General features: G+C 67.4%; 14 protein-coding genes. 6 read left to right on the forward strand and 8 right to left on the reverse strand.

The window, feature by feature from the left end; genetic code table 11:
- Window positions 1-78 precede the first annotated feature (78 nt).
- The 3 genes from BN3794_RS05605 to BN3794_RS16260 form a co-directional block, all read right to left on the reverse strand.
- Complete coding sequence (locus tag BN3794_RS05605; protein ID WP_066094574.1) at window positions 79-1,836, reverse strand: peptide MFS transporter; 1,758 nt, start codon at window positions 1,834-1,836, stop codon at window positions 79-81.
- A 577-nt stretch (window positions 1,837-2,413) separates the two neighbouring features.
- Entirely contained in the window at window positions 2,414-2,833 is a 420-nt protein-coding gene (locus BN3794_RS16255) for a hypothetical protein (RefSeq protein WP_147675664.1), read from the reverse strand.
- A gap of 420 nt (window positions 2,834-3,253) precedes the next feature.
- Window positions 3,254-3,760, reverse strand: coding sequence for a hypothetical protein (locus BN3794_RS16260; RefSeq protein ID WP_147675665.1), 507 nt, complete (start codon window positions 3,758-3,760; stop codon window positions 3,254-3,256).
- A gap of 607 nt (window positions 3,761-4,367) precedes the next feature.
- Here BN3794_RS16260 and BN3794_RS05610 point away from each other — a divergent pair.
- From BN3794_RS05610 to BN3794_RS05630, 5 genes are all read left to right on the forward strand, one after another.
- A complete protein-coding gene (locus BN3794_RS05610; RefSeq protein ID WP_066094578.1) occupies window positions 4,368-6,338 on the forward strand; it encodes an OPT family oligopeptide transporter in 1,971 nt (656 codons plus the stop codon).
- A 329-nt stretch (window positions 6,339-6,667) separates the two neighbouring features.
- On the forward strand, window positions 6,668-8,752 hold the full coding sequence (locus BN3794_RS05615; RefSeq protein WP_066094580.1) for a S9 family peptidase: 2,085 nt from the start codon (window positions 6,668-6,670) through the stop codon (window positions 8,750-8,752).
- 113 nt (window positions 8,753-8,865) lie between these two features.
- Window positions 8,866-10,128, forward strand: a complete 1,263-nt coding sequence (locus tag BN3794_RS05620; protein WP_066094585.1) for a DUF819 family protein — start codon at window positions 8,866-8,868, stop codon at window positions 10,126-10,128.
- A 34-nt stretch (window positions 10,129-10,162) separates the two neighbouring features.
- Window positions 10,163-10,615, forward strand: a complete 453-nt coding sequence (locus BN3794_RS05625) for a roadblock/LC7 domain-containing protein (RefSeq protein WP_066094587.1) — start codon at window positions 10,163-10,165, stop codon at window positions 10,613-10,615.
- Window positions 10,608-11,165: a GTP-binding protein gene (locus BN3794_RS05630; RefSeq protein ID WP_066094591.1), complete on the forward strand. Its 558-nt coding sequence runs from the start codon at window positions 10,608-10,610 to the stop codon at window positions 11,163-11,165. The genes BN3794_RS05625 and BN3794_RS05630 overlap by 8 nt, the downstream gene beginning before the upstream one ends.
- Window positions 11,166-11,314: 149 nt before the next feature.
- On the opposite strand, the gene BN3794_RS05635 is transcribed toward BN3794_RS05630, so the two are convergent.
- The gene (locus tag BN3794_RS05635) at window positions 11,315-11,539 is read right to left on the reverse strand and encodes a YbdD/YjiX family protein (RefSeq protein WP_066094594.1); all 225 of its coding nucleotides are present in this window, start codon (window positions 11,537-11,539) and stop codon (window positions 11,315-11,317) included.
- A 2-nt stretch (window positions 11,540-11,541) separates the two neighbouring features.
- Window positions 11,542-13,614, reverse strand: a complete 2,073-nt coding sequence (locus BN3794_RS05640) for a carbon starvation CstA family protein (RefSeq protein ID WP_066094597.1) — start codon at window positions 13,612-13,614, stop codon at window positions 11,542-11,544.
- Window positions 13,615-13,853: 239 nt separating this feature from the next.
- Here BN3794_RS05640 and BN3794_RS05645 point away from each other — a divergent pair, with 239 nt between their 5' ends.
- Window positions 13,854-14,714, forward strand: a complete 861-nt coding sequence (locus BN3794_RS05645; protein WP_066094600.1) for a pirin family protein — start codon at window positions 13,854-13,856, stop codon at window positions 14,712-14,714.
- 96 nt (window positions 14,715-14,810) lie between these two features.
- On the opposite strand, the gene BN3794_RS05650 is transcribed toward BN3794_RS05645, so the two are convergent.
- From BN3794_RS05650 to BN3794_RS05660, 3 genes are all read right to left on the reverse strand, one after another.
- Window positions 14,811-15,281, reverse strand: a complete 471-nt coding sequence (locus tag BN3794_RS05650) for a hypothetical protein (RefSeq protein WP_066094603.1) — start codon at window positions 15,279-15,281, stop codon at window positions 14,811-14,813.
- 164 nt (window positions 15,282-15,445) lie between these two features.
- Window positions 15,446-16,168: an aquaporin Z gene (gene aqpZ, locus BN3794_RS05655; RefSeq protein ID WP_066094608.1), complete on the reverse strand. Its 723-nt coding sequence runs from the start codon at window positions 16,166-16,168 to the stop codon at window positions 15,446-15,448.
- A gap of 88 nt (window positions 16,169-16,256) precedes the next feature.
- Window positions 16,257-17,147 carry a pirin family protein gene (locus tag BN3794_RS05660; RefSeq protein WP_066097037.1) on the reverse strand — a complete coding sequence of 297 codons (891 nt, stop codon included), beginning with the start codon at window positions 17,145-17,147 and terminating at the stop codon, window positions 16,257-16,259.
- Between the last annotated feature and the right edge of the window lie 51 nt (window positions 17,148-17,198).

The following is a 17,198-nucleotide window of genomic DNA, read 5'->3' on the forward strand; positions in this document are numbered from 1 at the left end:
CCTGCCGGGCCTGGATGGGCGGGCCGGCATTCAGCCATGGCGCGCGCTCCCGGCATTGGGCCACGCCGTCGTAGGGATTCAACGCGCCGGCGCCATCATCCTGCGCAACAACGGGGTGGCCAGGAACGCGGCCAGTCCGCAGCCCAGGCCGATCCAGGTCAGCAGCCAGAACAGGTGGGCGTAGCGGGCGGCGGCCTCGGCCACGTTCAGGGCCTGGCCCTCGGGGACCTCGATCGCGGCCAGCTTGCCCAGCAGCGCGGCCAGGGCCTCGGAGAAGGCGGTGGCGAGGAACCAGGTGCCCATCATCAGGCTGACCACGCGCGGCACCGCCAGCTGGGTGACCGCCGACAGGCCGACCGGCGACAGGCACATCTCGCCCAGTTCCAGCACCAGGTAGGCCAGCACCAGCCACCACACGCTGGCCATGCCGCTGGCGCCGGCCTGCTGCGCGGCCAGCGCCAGCGGCACGAACGACACGCCGGCCAGGGCCAGGCCCAGCGCCGACTTGGCCGGCTTGGAGGGGTCGAGCCCGCGCCGGTCCAGCCAGCCCCACAGGGCGGAGAACAGCGGCGCCAGCAGCACCAGGAACAGGGCGCCGAGGTAGGTCAGCGAGCCGGCGGTCTGCGGCAGCACCAGGCAGTCGCGCAGCAGGAACACCAGCATCAGCGCGCTCACCCCGAGGAACACGTGGCGCGGCGCGCTCGAGCCGGGGCGCCGGTCCGACAACTGCGCGGCGACCACGAAGCCGGCCGGCGCCAGCAGCAGCGAAAGGATCGACCAGGGCAGCGGCGTGCCCTCGCGGATCACCAGGGCCGGCACGATGTCCTTGGTCAGCAGGCGGTCGGTGAAGGTCACCCAGGAGCCGTAGGTCTGCTCGTACAGGGTGAAGAAGGCCAGCGCCATGAAGATCAGCACCATCAGCGCGATCATCTGCCGGCGCTGCTCCGGCGTGCACCGGGTGCCGGTGAACCAGGCGAACCACGCCAGCACGCCGCCGAGCACGAGCAGCATCAACAGCAGGGCCAGCGAGATCTCCCCGCCCAGGGCGAAGGCGCCGTTGGCGGCGGCCCACATCAGCCAGGCCACCGGCAGCACGCCGGCCATGGCCACCGCGTAGATCAGCCATTCGCGCGGCACCCCGGCCACGCGCACGCGCAATGCCGGCGGATGCGGCGGCTCGGCGTGGCCATGGAGGTATTTCTGCCCCCACAGGAACATCGCCAATCCCAGCAGCATGCCGATACCGGCCGCGCCGAAACCGTACTTCCAGCCGTAGGCCTCGCCGATGAAGCCGCACACGACCGAAGCGAACAGCGAGCCCAGGTTGATGCCGGCGTAGAACAGCGAGAAGCCGGAGTCGCGGCGCGGGTCGTCCTGCGCATACAGCTTGCCGACGATGGTGGAGATGTTGGGCTTGAGGAAGCCGACGCCGACGATGATCAGCGCCAGCGAGACATAGGTGCAGGCCAGGGCGGTCGTGTCGCGTACCACCCGTCCATCGACATGGCGCGCGGCATGGCCCTCGAAGGCCATGCCAAGATGGCCCAGCACCAGCAGCACGCCGCCGAACACCACCGCCTTGCGCATGCCCAGCCAGCGGTCGGCGAGCAGGCCGCCGAACACCGGGATGCAGTACACCAGCCCGCCGTAGGCGCCCAGCAGGTCGTAGCCGGCGTCGTCGCCGAACAGGTGGTACTTGGTGAGGTAGAGCAGCAGCAACGCCTTCATGCCGTAGAAGGAGAAGCGCTCCCACATCTCGGTGAAGAAGCAGACGTAGACGCCCTTGGGGTGGCCGAGGAAATCGTCGTGCGGAGCGACCGGAGCAATGGCGGACATGGAGGCGGTCTGGCAAAAGCGCGAGTATCCGGCTTGCAAGTGGCGGCGAACAGGTGGGGGCGAGTCCTGCGGCTCCTGTGGCAACACCCGCGCCTAGCAAAGGATCACGTGGTGATGGATCACAGCAAGGCATTAGCTTGGCGCCTTAACTGTTGAATCTGAGACCGCGAGCCGCGCTACCTGGCGGCGGTCGTCGCTGGCCATTGATAACTTGCTGTGCAGCAAGTTTGCTTGGTGTAAAGATACTGACTGGAGATCAAAGATTAATTTATCTAGGCCGGCAACTGTTCCGTCGAGTGCGTGTATATGGGGTGCTTGATCGCTAGGCTTGATACGGACTTGGGGGCACGGGCAAGCAAATCCACATGACCGGCAAGCTCATGGATCTGATGTGCCAGCTGGTGAAGATCTGCGAGCTGGGGCGCTGGGTTGGCGAACATGCGGATTGCTTCGCATATTAGACAAATCGTTGACTGGAGGTGAATGAATATTGAATTATATCGCGGTAGTAGTTGAGGGGGCAGCATTAAGTGAGTAGGAGAAAGGGAGAGGCTCTCTCCTCTCCCTCTCTCATTCACTATCTGCAGTTTGGTGTATCTCGGGGAGATCTAAGATTGGCTAAGCATCTGATGACCGCCATGGATGACTTTACATGGTCATGAGTCATCTCATTATCCTCGATGGCATCACTTCTGGACGATATTAATTTTGAATTATCTATTATTTTTTTCTTTGTGCTGTCTTCCGGGATTTGTCCATAATATGTCTTCAGTGAAAGTGTCATATTTGAGAATTGAGCGTTTACAATGGCGCCTATTTCCTCTGGAGATCTGGGTGTGCCATCTTTTTGTTTGGTAATCATGTAAAGGTTAAGCCACTGCATCGCCGCATTTTTTCCTTCAAGTTTGGCTTCCTCGTATGCGCCACTAACGAGCCAGGATGCTCCTACAAGAATTATGGAATATCCTAAAAATAGGATTGGCTTTATGTATTTCATGTATTACATCCTCTGTATCCAGCATGTTACAATCTGGCGGCCTTGCCGGGCGCAGAATAGCCAGATTTCTCCTGGTCCACCGTCACTTCCCCGAGCGCCATAGGCTACATTGGGCGGGTCATTAATAACGGTGAGAGAATCTCCGCCGCCGCCATATCCGGAAACGTTCTCCCCGGTTGCAGTTCTGGCTGTTCCCTCAATATAGGTGTCGCCGCTAGGCGCAGAGAAGTTGATTTCAAAGCACGCGCTGTCTCCATTGTTAAATATTGCACATACTCTGCTGTCGCGGCCGAAATATTTTTTTGCTCTATTTTGCAGCAATTTTATAAATGCATCTCTAAGACCTTTGCCTGCCCATGTTGGCCCATACTTTTCTGTAAGAGCTGCCCATATGTCGTTAGATACAGCGGGTTCGTTTCTTTAGGCGAATGATTCAAAATATGCATTTTGTGATAGAACTATTATGGAGTCTTGTTTGGTGACTTCGATTATGGTATTTATTTCGGCTTCTTCTTCAGTTGATATATTTTCGAAGCTTGACTGCCATTGGTCGCCTGTTCCGGATGTAGTGGTCATAGGCTGTTTTGTGGTCGCGGCTTGTTTTGTGTCGTTTGACAGCGATATTATGCTTCCGGCTGGCACTGAATTGAGATGTGAATCGCCGGAAATGGAGGCCGGAACTCCTGTGCCGCCACCAGACGTTCCTCTAATGTGATTGAGGTATATTCGAATGGAATATTTTGTATTTGGATTTACGGCAAGTATGGTGTGTTCGCCGTACCAAGCAGCTGATTCTGCTCGGGCGGCGGCTTCGAACTGAGATAATGTAGAGCAGTCATTGCAAAAGACAACCATGTCCTTTGCCTGCGCTGCGAAGGTTGATAAAAAGAGCAGGGCGAGAGTCGATGCCCTTGAGAACAAATTCATGCTAATATCCTTATATATGGAGATCCGGTTTATCTGTCGATGCCCGCGAATTGATTCGGTAACTCGGGATAGTTTCTTTTGCTTCCTCCTTATGGCTGGAAGTATAGGAATTATGTTGACTGGGCCGAGATTACGTGATTTTGAAAATATAACTTATTTGTTGTTACGTGTGTGGGGTATTGCGCGCGTGTTGCGAGGTTTGTCAGGTGCTTAATTGTCGATAACATCGGGCCGACGGTGAGTTTAGAAACTTTGTATTTAGTTTATTCCCTTGATCAAGTGACGTGTGGCCGGGATTCTGAGCCTAATGTTTGATGCGATGCGTTCGGCTTTGGCACGACAAGCTTGAAGATTACATCGAGATGATAGTAATGCAGAAATAAGTCTAAGTTGCCCTGGGTTGCTGTTGTGGCGCGCAAGCTCTGAATCAGTGACCTCAGAAGCACTTGTTCAGTCGTGTGGTTCGTCTGTTCAACGGCTACGTCGCGCGGCTACCTTGGAATGTGGCTTGCCGCAACGGGAACTGGGAGCCGTGCCAGCCCACGTCGCTGGACTTGCATGATTCCGGGCGATAGCGTGTGAACGAATTTTTGCCTGCAGGACTCCCATGAACCAACCTGCCCCGCGCCAGCTCACGCTGCGCGCCGTGATCCTGTCCGTCGTGCTCGCGGTGATCCTGTCCGCGGCCAACGCCTACCTGGGCCTGTTCGCCGGCCTGACCATCGCCACCGCGATCCCCGCGGCGGTGGTCTCGATGGGCGTGCTGCGCCTGCTCGGCGGCGGCACGATCCTGGAGAACAACATCGTCCAGACCGGTGCCTCGGCCGGCTCGTCGATCGCCGCCGGGGTGATCTTCACCATCCCGGCGCTGGTGATCATGGGCTACTGGCCGGACTTCAAGTACTGGTGGGTGCTGGGCATCGCCGGCCTGGGCGGCCTGCTGGGCGTGCTGTTCTCGGTGCCGCTGCGGCGCTCGATGATCGTCGAGGAGCCGCTGCCGTTCCCCGAGGGCAAGGCCGCGGCCGAGGTGCTCAAGGCCGGCGAAAACCCGGGCCCGGGGCTGAAGATCCTCGCCGTCGCCGGCAGCATCGGCGCGCTGGTCAAGCTGGCCGCGGCCAGCGGCCTGCGGGTGATCCCGGACACCTGGGCGCAGGCGGCCTACGTCGGCAGCTCCCGGGTCACCGCCTACCTCGGCACCAACCTGTCGCCGGCGCTGCTGGGCGTGGGCTACATCGTCGGGCTCAACGTGGGCATCGTGGTGGTGTCCGGCTCGATCCTGTCCTGGCACATCGCCATCCCGCTGTACCAGGCGTTCTTCGCCGGTACCGACCCGGCCCTGGCCGGGCAGCTAGCCGGGGCCTCGGCGGCCGACGCGGCCTTCGCCGTCTGGAGCGCGAAGGTCCGCTACCTGGGCGTGGGCACGATGCTGGTGGGCGGCGTGTGGACGCTGTTCTCGCTGCGCAAGTCGCTGCTGGGCGGCATCAGGTCCGGCCTGGCGGCCGCGCGCAAGAACAGCGGCGGCGAAGCGCTGGCCGAGACCGAGCGCGACCTGCCGATGAAGTGGATGATCATCGCGCTGGTGCTGTTCACCCTGCCGCTGCTGGGCCTGTACCAGGAGATCGTCGGGCTGTGGCACGTGTCCATCCCGATGACGGTCATCATGATCGTGGCCGGCTTCCTGTTCGTGTCGGTGTCCGGCTACCTGGCCGGGCTGATCGGTTCGTCCAACAACCCGGTATCGGGCATCACCATCTCCACCATCCTGTTCGCCTCGGCGGTACTGCTGCTGTTGCTGGGCAAGCAGGGCGTGGTGCCGGTCGGTGCCGGCGGCGCGCCGCTCGGGGCGGTGGCCGCGATCATGATCGGCGCGGTGGTGTGCTGCGCGGCCTCGGTGGGCGGGGACAACCTGCAGGACCTCAAGGCCGGCTACCTGGTGGGCGCCACGCCGTGGAAGCAGCAGCTGATGCTGGGCATCGGCGCGTTCTCCTGCGCGCTGATCATGGCGCCGGTGCTGAACCTGCTGTCGCAGGCCTACGGCATCGGCCCGGCCACGCCGGAGCACCCGCAGTCGCTGGGGGCGCCGCAGGCCACGCTGATGGCCTCGGTCGCGCGCGGCCTGTTCGGCGGCCAGCTGCCGTGGACGATGATCGCCATCGGCGCGGTGATCGGCGCGGCCATCATCGCCCTGGACGAGCAGCTCAAGCAGCGCGGCGCGCGCTTCCGGGTGCCGGTGCTGGCCGCGGCGATCGGCATCTACCTGCCGCTGGAGCTGATGGTGCCGATCTTCATCGGCGGGCTGATCGCCCATTTCGTCGAGCGCTTCCACAGGCTCCGCCCGGACGACGAGGAGGGGCGCGACCGGGTGCATCGCCCGGGCGTGCTGTTCTCGGCCGGGCTGATCACCGGCGAAGCGCTGATGGGCATCGCCATCGCGATCCCGATCGTGGTGTCCGGCCGTGCCGACGTGCTGGCGCTGCCGCAGGTGCTGCAGCTCAACCAGTGGGTGGGCCTGCTGGTGCTGGCGGTGGTCGGCTGGCTGCTGTACCGGGCCGGACGCAAGGGCGAGCGGATGGGGTGAGGATTCCCGGCGTCGTGTCGGTCCCGGCCCGGGGCGTGCACCCGGGGTGGCCGGGCGCCGCGTAGGCGGCCCGATCCGCGTCCATGGCCGTCCATCGGGCGGCGACGGGGGCAGGCCGCTGTCGGGCGCGGGCCCGTGGCCCCGCGTGGGCTTTGGCCCGGCACGGGCTTCCCCCGGCCCGGGTGCGCGAGGCGCGTGGAATGCTCCACGCGCGCGCCGGACGTTTCGCGGCAGCGCCACCCCCGGCACGCGGTGCGCGTGACTTCCTGCCTTTGCCGCCGCGCCTGCGTACGCCTACCATCGGGAGTTTTCCAGTTCGGGGAGCTTCGATGAACCTGCGCCACGCCCTGCTGCCGCTGTGCCTGATGGCCGCGACTTCGGCCACCGCCGCCACCCGCGGCTTCGACGTGCACGACATGGTCAAGCTCGACCGCGTGTCCGCGCCCACGCTCACGCCGGATGGCGGCACCCTGGTGTTCGCCCGGCGGGTGATGGACGCGGAGGTGACCAAGGCCAGCACCGGGCTGTGGGTGCGCGACCTGCGCACGCGCGATGCCCGCCCGCCGCGCCGGCTCACGCCGGAAGGCTGGAACGTCAATTCGCCCTCCCTTTCCCCGGATGGACGCACGGTCTATTTCCTCAGCGCCAAGGGCGGCAGCCAGCAGCTGTACGCCATCGCCCTGGATGGCGGCCAGCCCCGGCAGCTGACCGATTTCGCCGTCGATGTGGACAGCTACCACGTCGCCCCGCAGGGCGACCGCGTCGCCTTCAGCGCCGGCGTCTTCCAGGATTGCGGTTCCGACCTGGCCTGCACCAGGCAGAAGCTGGAAGCGGCCGAGCATGCCAAGTCCAGCGGCAAGGTGTTCGATTCGCTGTTCGTGCGCCACTGGGACACCTGGAACGACGGCCGCCGCAACACCCTGTTCGTCGCGCCGCTGCCGGCCGCCGGCGGCAAGCCGGTGGACGGCGCCTCGGCGGTCAGCGCGACGCTGGGCGGCGACATCCCGTCCAAGCCCTTCGGCGGCAGCGAGGACTACACCTGGGCGCCGGACGGCAAGTCGCTGGTCGCCAGCGTGCGCATCGCCGGGCGCGAGGAACCGTGGTCGACCAACTTCGACCTGTACCGCATCGACGCCGACGGCCGCGGTGCGCCGGTCAACCTGACCGCGGCCAACCCGGCCTGGGATGCCACCCCGCTGTTCAGCGCCGACGGCAAGACCCTGTACTACACCGCGATGAAGCGGCCCGGCTTCGAGGCCGACCGCTTCGCGGTGATGGCGCTGGACCTGGCCAGCGGCCAGGCGCACGAGATCGACCCGGATTGGGATCGCTCGGCCGGGGGCCTGGCGTTGTCGGCCGACGGCCGGTTCCTGTACACCACCGCCGACGACATGGGCCAGCATCCGCTGTTCAAGATCGACATCGCCAGCGGCCAGGTCGAGCAGCTGGTCGGCGACGGCAGCGTGGGCTCGCCGGTGGCGGCCGGGCCGACCCTGGCCTTCACCCGCAATTCGCTCAACAGCGGCGACCAGATCCTGGTGACCGACGCCGAGGCCAAGGCGCCGCTGCGCGCGATCACGCCGGCCACCGGCGAGGTGCTGCCGGAGGTGGCCTTCGGCGACTTCGAGCAGTTCGACTTCAAGGGCTGGAACGGCGACACCGTGCACGGCTACGTGGTCAAGCCGTGGAACTACCAGCCCGGCCGGAAGTATCCGGTGGCGTTCCTGATCCACGGCGGCCCGCAGGGCAGCTTCGGCAACGGCTGGAGCTACCGCTGGAACCCGCAGACCTACGCCGGCCAGGGCTATGCGGTGGTGATGATCGATTTCCACGGTTCCACCGGCTACGGCCAGGCCTTCACCGACGCGATCAGCCAGCACTGGGGCGACCGCCCGCTGGAGGACCTGAAGAAGGGCTGGGACGCGGCGCAGAAGCAGTACGGCTTCCTCGACGGCGACAAGGCCTGCGCGCTCGGCGCCAGCTACGGCGGCTACATGACCTACTGGCTGGCCGGCAACTGGTTCGACAAGGACGGCAACCCGGCGTTCAAGTGCCTGGTCGACCACGATGGCGTGTTCGACAACCGGATGATGGGCTACAGCACCGAGGAGCTGTGGTTCAGCGAGTGGGAGAACGGCGGCACGCCGTGGCAGAACCCGGCCGGTTACGAGAAGTTCAACCCGATCGACCACGTCAAGGACTGGAAGGCGCCGATCCTGGTCATCCATAGCCAGCAGGACTTCCGCATCCCGGTCGAGCAGGGCCTGGCCGCGTTCACCGCGGCCCAGCGCAAGGGCATCGAGTCCCGGTTCCTGTATTTCCCGGACGAGAACCACTGGGTGCTCAAGCCGCAGAACTCGATCCTGTGGCACGACACGGTCAACGCCTGGCTGAAGCAGCACATCGGCCAGTGACGCGGTGAACCGGGAACGCCGCGCGATGCGCGGCGTTCCCTCGTGTGCCGCGGTGGCATGCAAGCGCGGTGCCGCCGCGCGTTCCTTCCTTGACCGTTCCCGAGTGACCGCCGATGCCTGCCGATGCCGCCGTACCCGTGTCCCACGCCCTGATCCAGAACGACATCGTCGTCTTCGGCCTGATCGCCGCCACCCTCGGCGCGGTGTTCTGGACCTCGGCGCGCACGTCCGGCTTCTGGAAGCGCTTCTACACCTTCGTGCCGGCACTGCTGCTGTGCTACCTGATCCCCGGCGTCTACAACACCGTCGGCCTGATCGATGGCCAGAACACCCGGCTCTACGCCCCGATCGCGCGCGACGTGCTGCTGCCGGCGGCGCTGGTGCTGCTCACGCTCACGGTCGACCTCAAGGGCATGCTGCGGCTCGGGCCGAAGATCATCGCGATGTACCTGGGCGCGTCCTTCAGCATCATGCTCGGCGCGGTGGTCGCCTTCCTGCTGTTCAAGTGGCTGCATCCGTCCACGGTGGCGGGCGATACCTGGGGCGGCATGGCCGCGCTGGCCGGCAGCTGGATCGGCGGCGGCGCCAACATGCTGGCCATGCGCGAGGTGTTCCAGGTCAACGCCACCACCTTCGGCCAGTTCGCGGTGGTGGACGTGGGCGTGGGCTACGTGTGGATGGCGCTGCTGATCTTCCTGGCCGCGCGCGCGCCGGCCATCGACGCGCGCAGCGGCGCGGATACCTCCGGCCTGGATGCGCTGCAGGAGCGGGTGGCGCGCTTCCAGGCCGAGCACGAGCGCGTGGCCAGCCTGACCGACCTGATGCTGATCGTGGCGGTGGCCTTCGGCGCGGTCGGGCTGTCGCACGCCATCGCCGCGCCGCTGGCGGCCTGGTTCGGGACGAACGTGGCCTGGGCGTCGCAGTTCAGCCTGGACGCGCCGTTCGTGTGGGTGGTGGTGATCGCCACCACGATCGGCCTGGGCCTGAGCTTCACCCGCGCGCGCACGCTCGACGGCGCCGGCGCCTCCAAGCTCGGCTCGCTGCTGCTGTATTTCCTGATCGCCTGCATCGGCATGCAGATGGACCTGCTGGCGCTGCTCGACCGGCCGTGGCTGTTCGCGCTGGGAGTCGTCTGGATCCTGGTGCACATCGTGCTGCTGTGGGCGCTGGGCCGCCTGCTGAAGGTGCCGTTCTTCTATTTCGCCATCGGCTCGCAGAGCAACATCGGCGGCCCGGCCTCGGCGCCGGTGGTGGCCGCGGCCTTCCATCCGGCGTTGGCACCGGTCGGCGTGGTGCTCGGTACCATGGGCTACGCCACCGGCACCTACCTGGCCTACGTGGTGGGCATCACCCTGCGCGCCCTGGCCGGCGGGTGAGCCGGGTACGCGCACACGAGGCATACGCAAGGCGATGGAAGAACGTACGGTCGAAAAGGTGATGCAGACCATGGCGGCGAGGCCGGCCGGGCGGGTCTACCCGGTGGCGGCCATCCAGGCCGTGTTCGGCCGCCTGCAGGCGCGCTGCCCGGCGCTGCGCCTGCTGCTGCTGTCCACCTCGGAAGGGCGCACGGTGGCCGACTGGTGCCGGGTCCCGGCCGATCCCCGGCGCCTGTCGGCCATGTCCAATTCCTTCCTCACCCTGGGCGAGACCGTGGTCCGCGAGCTCGACGTCGCGCCGGCGGACTACGCCACCGTGTGCACGCCGGCCGGCAACATGGTGTTCGTGCGGATCCTGGCCGGGCGCCCGTTCACCCTGGCCGCGCTGGCCGGGCCGGAAGCCAGCCTCGGCGCGGTGCTGGTGGCCGTGCGCGACGGCGCGCGCCAGCTGGGGGAGATCCTGCAGGAGCCGGCCGCGCATGACTGACACCGCGCCGGCCTACCAGAACAAGCTGGTGTTCGTGGGCCATGTCGGCGCCGGCAAGACCACCGCGATCGGCGCGATCTGCGACGGCGAACCGGTCAGCACGGAAATGCCCATGGACGAGGCCGTGGACGGCAAGCGCACCAGCACCATGGCGCTGGACTACGCCAGCGTCGAGCTGGGCGACGGCGAGCTGCTGCACGTGTACGGCGTGCCCGGCCAGCGCTACCTGGATTTCATGTGGCCCATCGTCTGCGAGGGCGCCATGGGCATCGTCGTGCTCGCCAATGCCGCCGAACCGGATGCCGGCGTCGACCTGCCGGAGATGCTCAGCGAGTTCTCGCAGCTGGCGCCGGACGCGAGCTTCGTGGTCGGCATCACCCATGGCGACCAGGTGCCGGATTTCCACCTGGCCGACGTGCGCGAGCGGCTGCTGGCACGCGGCTATGCGGCACCGGTGCTGCAGGTGGATGCACGCGATGCGGTGCAGGTGGAACTGCTGGTGCGCACCCTGCTGGGCTATCGCTTCACCGGCGATCGCCTGCCGGGGTGAGCGTGCCGCCCGGGCGAACGGACGAGCAACCGGCCCGCGGGCGTGCCTGCGTGGCCGTGCTTTGACCGTGCCGCCAAGAGAAGTCCGCCAAGAGAAGAAGGGCGCCCCGCGGGGCGCCCTTCGCACGACCGGGCCCGGCCGGCCTGTCCTCAGCAGCAGCGGAATCCCTTGCCACCGCCGAAGCGCGCCTCCTGGCGCTCGCGGAAGAAGGTCGGATAGTCCATGACCGGCCGGTCCGGGTGCTTCTCGCCCATGTGGCGGACGTAGTTGTCGTAGTCCGGGATGCCGCAGCACAGCCGCGCGGTCTGCACCAAGCGCCGCCACACCCGCAGGTGCACCTGGTAGTAGCTGGCCGGAACGAGCGCGGTGCCCATGCTCAGACCTCCTGTGCCTGGCCCGGCTGCAGGGCCACGTAGGGCGTCTCGCGATCGGTGCGCTGCGGGTTGCGGCGCGCCACCACGATGGTGCGGATCGTGTAGACCAGGACCGCCAGCACCACGAACAGGAACAGCACGGTCAGGCCGGTGTTGACGTAGGCGTTGACCACGATCTGGTGCATCTGCGCCACGCTCTTGGCCGGCGCGGTGACCGTGCCGCTGGCGATGGCGGCCTGGAACTTGTGCGCCTGCGCCAGGAAGCCCTGCGCCGGGTTGGAATCGAAGATCTTGATCAGGCCGGCGTAGGTCGTGCAGATCAGCAGCCACAGCGCCGGCACCGCGGCGACCCAGGCGTAGCGGTCGCGCTTCATCTTGAACAGCACCGCGGTGGCGAGCATCAGCGCGATCCCGGCCAGCATCTGGTTGGAGATGCCGAACAGCGGCCACAGCGTCTGGATGCCGCCGAACGGATCGACCACGCCGGTGTAGAGCAGGTAGCCCCACAGCGCCACGCAGCCTCCGGTGGCGATGATGTTGGCGGTCCACGATTCGGTGCGCCGCATCGACGGCACGAAGTTGCCGATCAGGTCCTGCAGCATGAAGCGGCCCGAGCGGGTGCCGGCATCCACCGCGGTGAGGATGAACAGCGCCTCGAACAGGATCGCGAAGTGGTACCAGAACGCCATGGTGTCCTCGCCCGGCAGCACGTGGTGCAGGATCTGGGCGATGCCCACCGCCAGCGTCGGCGCACCGCCGGCCCGGGCCAGGATGGTGTGCTCGCCGATGTCGCGCGCGGTGGCCTCCAGCATGTCGGGGGTGATCGCGAAGCCCCATTCGCTGACCTTGGCGGCGACCGCGGCCACGTCGCTGCCGACGACCGAGGCCGGGCTGTTCATGGCGAAGTACACGCCCGGCTCGATGATCGAGGCGGCCACCAGCGCCATCACCGCCACGAACGACTCCATCAGCATGCCGCCGTAGCCGATGTAGCGCATGTGGCCCTCGTTGGCGAGCAGCTTGGGCGTGGTGCCCGAGGAGATCAGCGCGTGGAAGCCGGACACCGCGCCGCAGGCGATGGTGATGAACAGGAACGGGAACACGCCGCCCTTCCACACCGGGCCGTCGCCGCTGTGGGCGAACTGGGTCAGGGCCGGCATCTTCAGCTCCGGCATCACGATCAGGATGCCGATGGCCAGGGCGATGATGGTGCCGATCTTGAGGAAGGTGGACAGGTAGTCGCGCGGGGCCAGCAGCAGCCACACCGGCAGCACCGAGGCGACGAAGCCGTAGCCGATCAGCATCCAGGTGATCTGCACGCCGGTGAAGGTGAAGGCCGGGCCCCACACCGGGTCGGCGGCGACCTTGCCGCCGTACCAGATCGCCAGCAGCAGCAGGATCAGGCCGACCACCGAGATCTCGCCGATCTTGCCGGGGCGGATGTAGCGCATGTACACGCCCATCAGGATCGCGATCGGCATGGTCGCGATCACCGTGAACATGCCCCACGGGCTCTCGGCCAGCGCCTTGACCACCACCATCGCCAGCACCGCCAGGATGATGATCATGATCAGGAAGGCGCCGAACAGGGCGATGGTGCCGGGCACCTGGCCCATCTCCTCGCGCACCATGTCGCCCAGCGAGCGGCCGTTGCGGCGCTCGGACAGGAACAGGACCATGAAGTCCTGCACCGCGCCGGCGAACACCACGCCGACCACCAGCCACAGCAGGCCGGGCAGGTAGCCCATCTGCGCGGCCAGCACCGGGCCGACCAGCGGGCCGGCGCCGGCGATGGCGGCGAAGTGGTGGCCGAACAGCACGTGCTTGTTGGTGGGCACGTAGTCCAGGCCGTCGTTGTTGAGCACCGCCGGGGTGGCCCGGGTGGGATCGAGCTCCATCACCTTGTTGGCGATGAACAGGCCATAGAAGCGATAGGCGATCAGGTAGATCGAGACCGCGGCCACCACGATCCACAGGGCATTGATCTGTTCGCCCCGCCGCAGCGCGATGGTGCCCAGGCAGAACGCGCCCACCAGGGCGAGCACGGCCCAGCCGAATCTGGCAAATCCTTTCATCGACCCATCCCCTTGTTGTAAGACGACCCGAAGCGTCTCGTGCCAGCGCCGGTGGGTCAATGCTGCTGTCCGGTGGATCCGTAGAACTTTGGTCGCATGGCGGGGGCGGCGCTCCTGGCGCCTGCTGGCCGGTACGCGTCCTGCCCATGCAACGAAAGGTTGCAATCGCGGCGGTTGCCGGGGAGGCGGACGGCACCCATGTTGCCGGTTCATCCCATCGCCGAGGCAAGGAAACCGCCATGACCCCTCCCGTCCAGGACAACGCCACCCGGGTGCTGCGCACCGTGCCCGGCATGCCCACTTCCGACGGCGCCGGCGTGCGCCTGAACCGCGTGATCGGCTCGCCCGGCCTGCCGGACCTGGATCCGTTCCTGCTGCTGGACGAGTTCGGCACCGACCGGGCGCAGGACTACATCGCCGGCTTCCCCGAGCACCCGCACCGCGGCTTCGAGACCGTCACCTACATGATCGACGGGCGCATGCGCCATCGCGACAACCATGGCCACGAGGGCCTGCTCACCCCGGGCAGCGTGCAGTGGATGACCGCCGGGCGCGGCCTGGTGCACTCGGAGATGCCCGAGCAGGAGTCGGGCCTGATGCGCGGCTTCCAGCTGTGGATCAACCTGCCGGCCAAGGACAAGATGACCGCGCCGAAGTACCAGGAATTCGCGCCGGAGCGGATCCCGCTGGCGCGCCCGGCGGCCGGGGTGGAGATCAAGGTGATCGCCGGCGACGTCGACGGCGTGGCCGGTCCGATCCGCCAGCCGGCCACCGATCCGCTGTACCTGGATATCGCCCTGGCGCCGGATGCGGCCTGGCAGTACGTGCTGCCGGAGGGCCACAACGCCTTCGCCTACGTGTTCGAGGGCGAGGCGGCGATCGGCCAGGGCGCGGACGCGCGCAGGGTCGCGTCCGGGCAGCTGGCGGTGCTGGGCGGCGGCGCGCAGCTGGCGCTGCGGGGCGGCGCGGCCGGGACCCGGTTGATTCTGGTCGCCGGCCGGCCGTTGCGCGAGCCGGTGGTACGCCACGGCCCGTTCGTGATGAACACCCGCCAGGAGCTGATGCAGGCGTTCGTGGACTTCCAGGAAGGGCGCTTCTGAGGCGGCCGGTTCCGTCCGGCGGTGCAAGCGGCGGCCGCTGGACGCCGCGGTGCCGGGCGCGCCGCCCGCCGGGGCGGCCCCCCGGCCCGCCGCGGCTCAGTTGCCGGCGACCTGCGTGCGCGCGCCGGCCAGGTCCAGGCGCTCGGCCAGGGCCTGCAGGTTCTGCCGGTCGGCGGCGTCGCGTGCGTCGATCCAGATCTGGGCGTAGCGCTTCTTGCCGAGGTCGACCGAGGCCACGCGCTGGTTCGAGTTGTCGTTCTCCAGCCCGGCCAGGTCGGGCACGTACCAGTAGAACTTCTCCTCCTCGATCTGCCCGCGCTCGGCGCGGTGGTCGCGGGTCAGGCTCAGCTTGGGATCGCGCCGGCTGAGCATGACGCCCAGCGCCTGGTGGCCGTCGGCGTCCAGGGCCTTGCACGACAGGAAATCCTCGCCGGACAGCTTCTGCCACTGCAGGCCGGAACCGGGCGGCAGCGGCGGGCAGTCGAAATCGGTCTGGGCGGCGGCCGGGCCGGCTGCCGACAACAGCAGCGCCAGGCCGAGGGAACGGCGGATGACGACGGGTTTCATGCGTGGATCCCCTCTGGACGGATGATGGACAGGCCACGGGCGGCCCGCGAAGACCGGCGCTCCCCGCACCGGTCATCTCGCGCCGCAACATAGCCAAGCCGGCCGGGCATGGCAAATGGCGACGCCGCGAGGCGAGGGCAACCCCGCGGCTGGCCGGCCCCGGCTCAGTCCTTCAACGGCGCGATCCAGCGGTAGCCGATGCCGCCGAGGGCGCCGCCGATCAGCGGCGCCACCCAGAACAGCCACAGCTGGCCCAGCGCGGCCGGGCCGACGAACGCCGCCACCGCGGTGGAGCGCGCCGGGTTCACCGAGGTGTTGGTGACCGGGATGCTGATCAGGTGGATCAGGGTCAGCGCCAGGCCGATGGCGATCGGGGCGAAGCCGGCCGGCGCCTTGCCGTGGGTCGAGCCCATGATCACCACCACGAAGAACGCGCTGAGCACGGCCTCGCACAGGAACGCCGCCCCCAGCGCGTAGCCGCCGGGCGAGCGCTCGCCGTAGCCGTTGCTGGCGAAGGCGCCGGCGGCGCCGGGATCGATGGCGAAGCCGGGCTGGCCGCGGGCGATCTGCAGCAGCACGAACCCGGCCAGCAGGCCGCCGAGCACCTGGGCCACGACGTACGGAACCACGTCGCGCCCGGGGAAGCGGCCGCCGGCCCACAGGCCCACGCTGACGGCGGGGTTGAAGTGGGCGCCGGAGACGTGGCCGAAGGCATAGGCACCGGTCAGCACGGTCAGGCCGAAGGCCAGGGCCACGCCGACGAAGCCGATGCCCAGGGGATTGCCGTCGCCGCCGAACTTGGCGGCCAGCACGGCACTGCCGCAGCCTCCCAGGACAAGCCAGAACGTACCGAGGAACTCGGCGGCCAGTCGCTTGCTCGTTTCCATGCGGGGGATCCTTTCGCGGCAGTGGGGTGTGACGCATATCACGCCATGAAGCGCGGCCGGCGGACAACGCCCGCGCCGTCCCGCGTCCTCAGGGATAGTCCACCGGCGGCGGCGCGGGCGTGGGCGGCAACGGGATGAACTCGCTGTCGTCGCCGGGGATGGTGCCGAAGCGGCCGGCCTGCCAGTCCGCCTTGGCCTGTTCGATGCGCTCCCTGGAGCTGGACACGAAGTTCCACCACAGGTGGCGCGGGCCGTCCAGCGGTTCGCCGCCCATCAGCATCGCCCGCACCGGGGTCAGCGCGCGCAGGCGCGCCCGCGCGCCGCGGTCGGGGATGACCAGGTGGCGGGCCGGGATGTCCACGCCGTCGAGCTGGGCCTGGCCGTCGAGGAGGTACAGGCTGCGCTCGGCATGGCCGGCATCCAGGTCGATCTCCGCATCGGCGGCCAGGTCGATGGCCACGTTGAGGGTGTCGGCGAATACCGCCACCGGCGATTCCTCGCCGTAGGCGCGCCCGGCGATCACCCGCAGCCAGGCGCCGCCGCGGCGCTGCGAGGGCAGGCGTTCGGCGGCGAAGTGGTGGAACGCCGGCGCGGTCTCCTCGGCCGCCCGCGGCAGTGCCACCCAGGTCTGCATGCCGTGCAGCGGGTTGGCGTGGGCGCGTTCGTCCTGCGGGGTGCGCTCGGAATGGGCGATGCCGCGGCCGGCGGTCATCCAGTTGACGTCGCCGGGCCGGATCACCTGGTCCGAGCCGAGGCTGTCGCGATGGCCGATCTCGCCCTCCCACAGGAAGGTGACGGTGGCCAGGCCGATGTGCGGGTGCGGGCGCACGTCGATGCCGTGGCCGGGGGCGAGCACCGCCGGCCCCATGTGGTCGACGAACACGAACGGGCCGACGCTGCGCGCCTGCAGGGTCGGCACGGCGCGGCGCACTTGCAGCCCGCCGATGTCGTGGATGCGCGGGGCGATGATCTGGCTCATGGCGGTCTCCGGCTTGATCGCGCGCAGCATCGCACGATGCGCGGCGGGCAC

The organism is Xanthomonas massiliensis (assembly GCF_900018785.1).
Taxonomy (GTDB): Bacteria; Pseudomonadota; Gammaproteobacteria; order Xanthomonadales; family Xanthomonadaceae; genus Xanthomonas_B; species Xanthomonas_B massiliensis.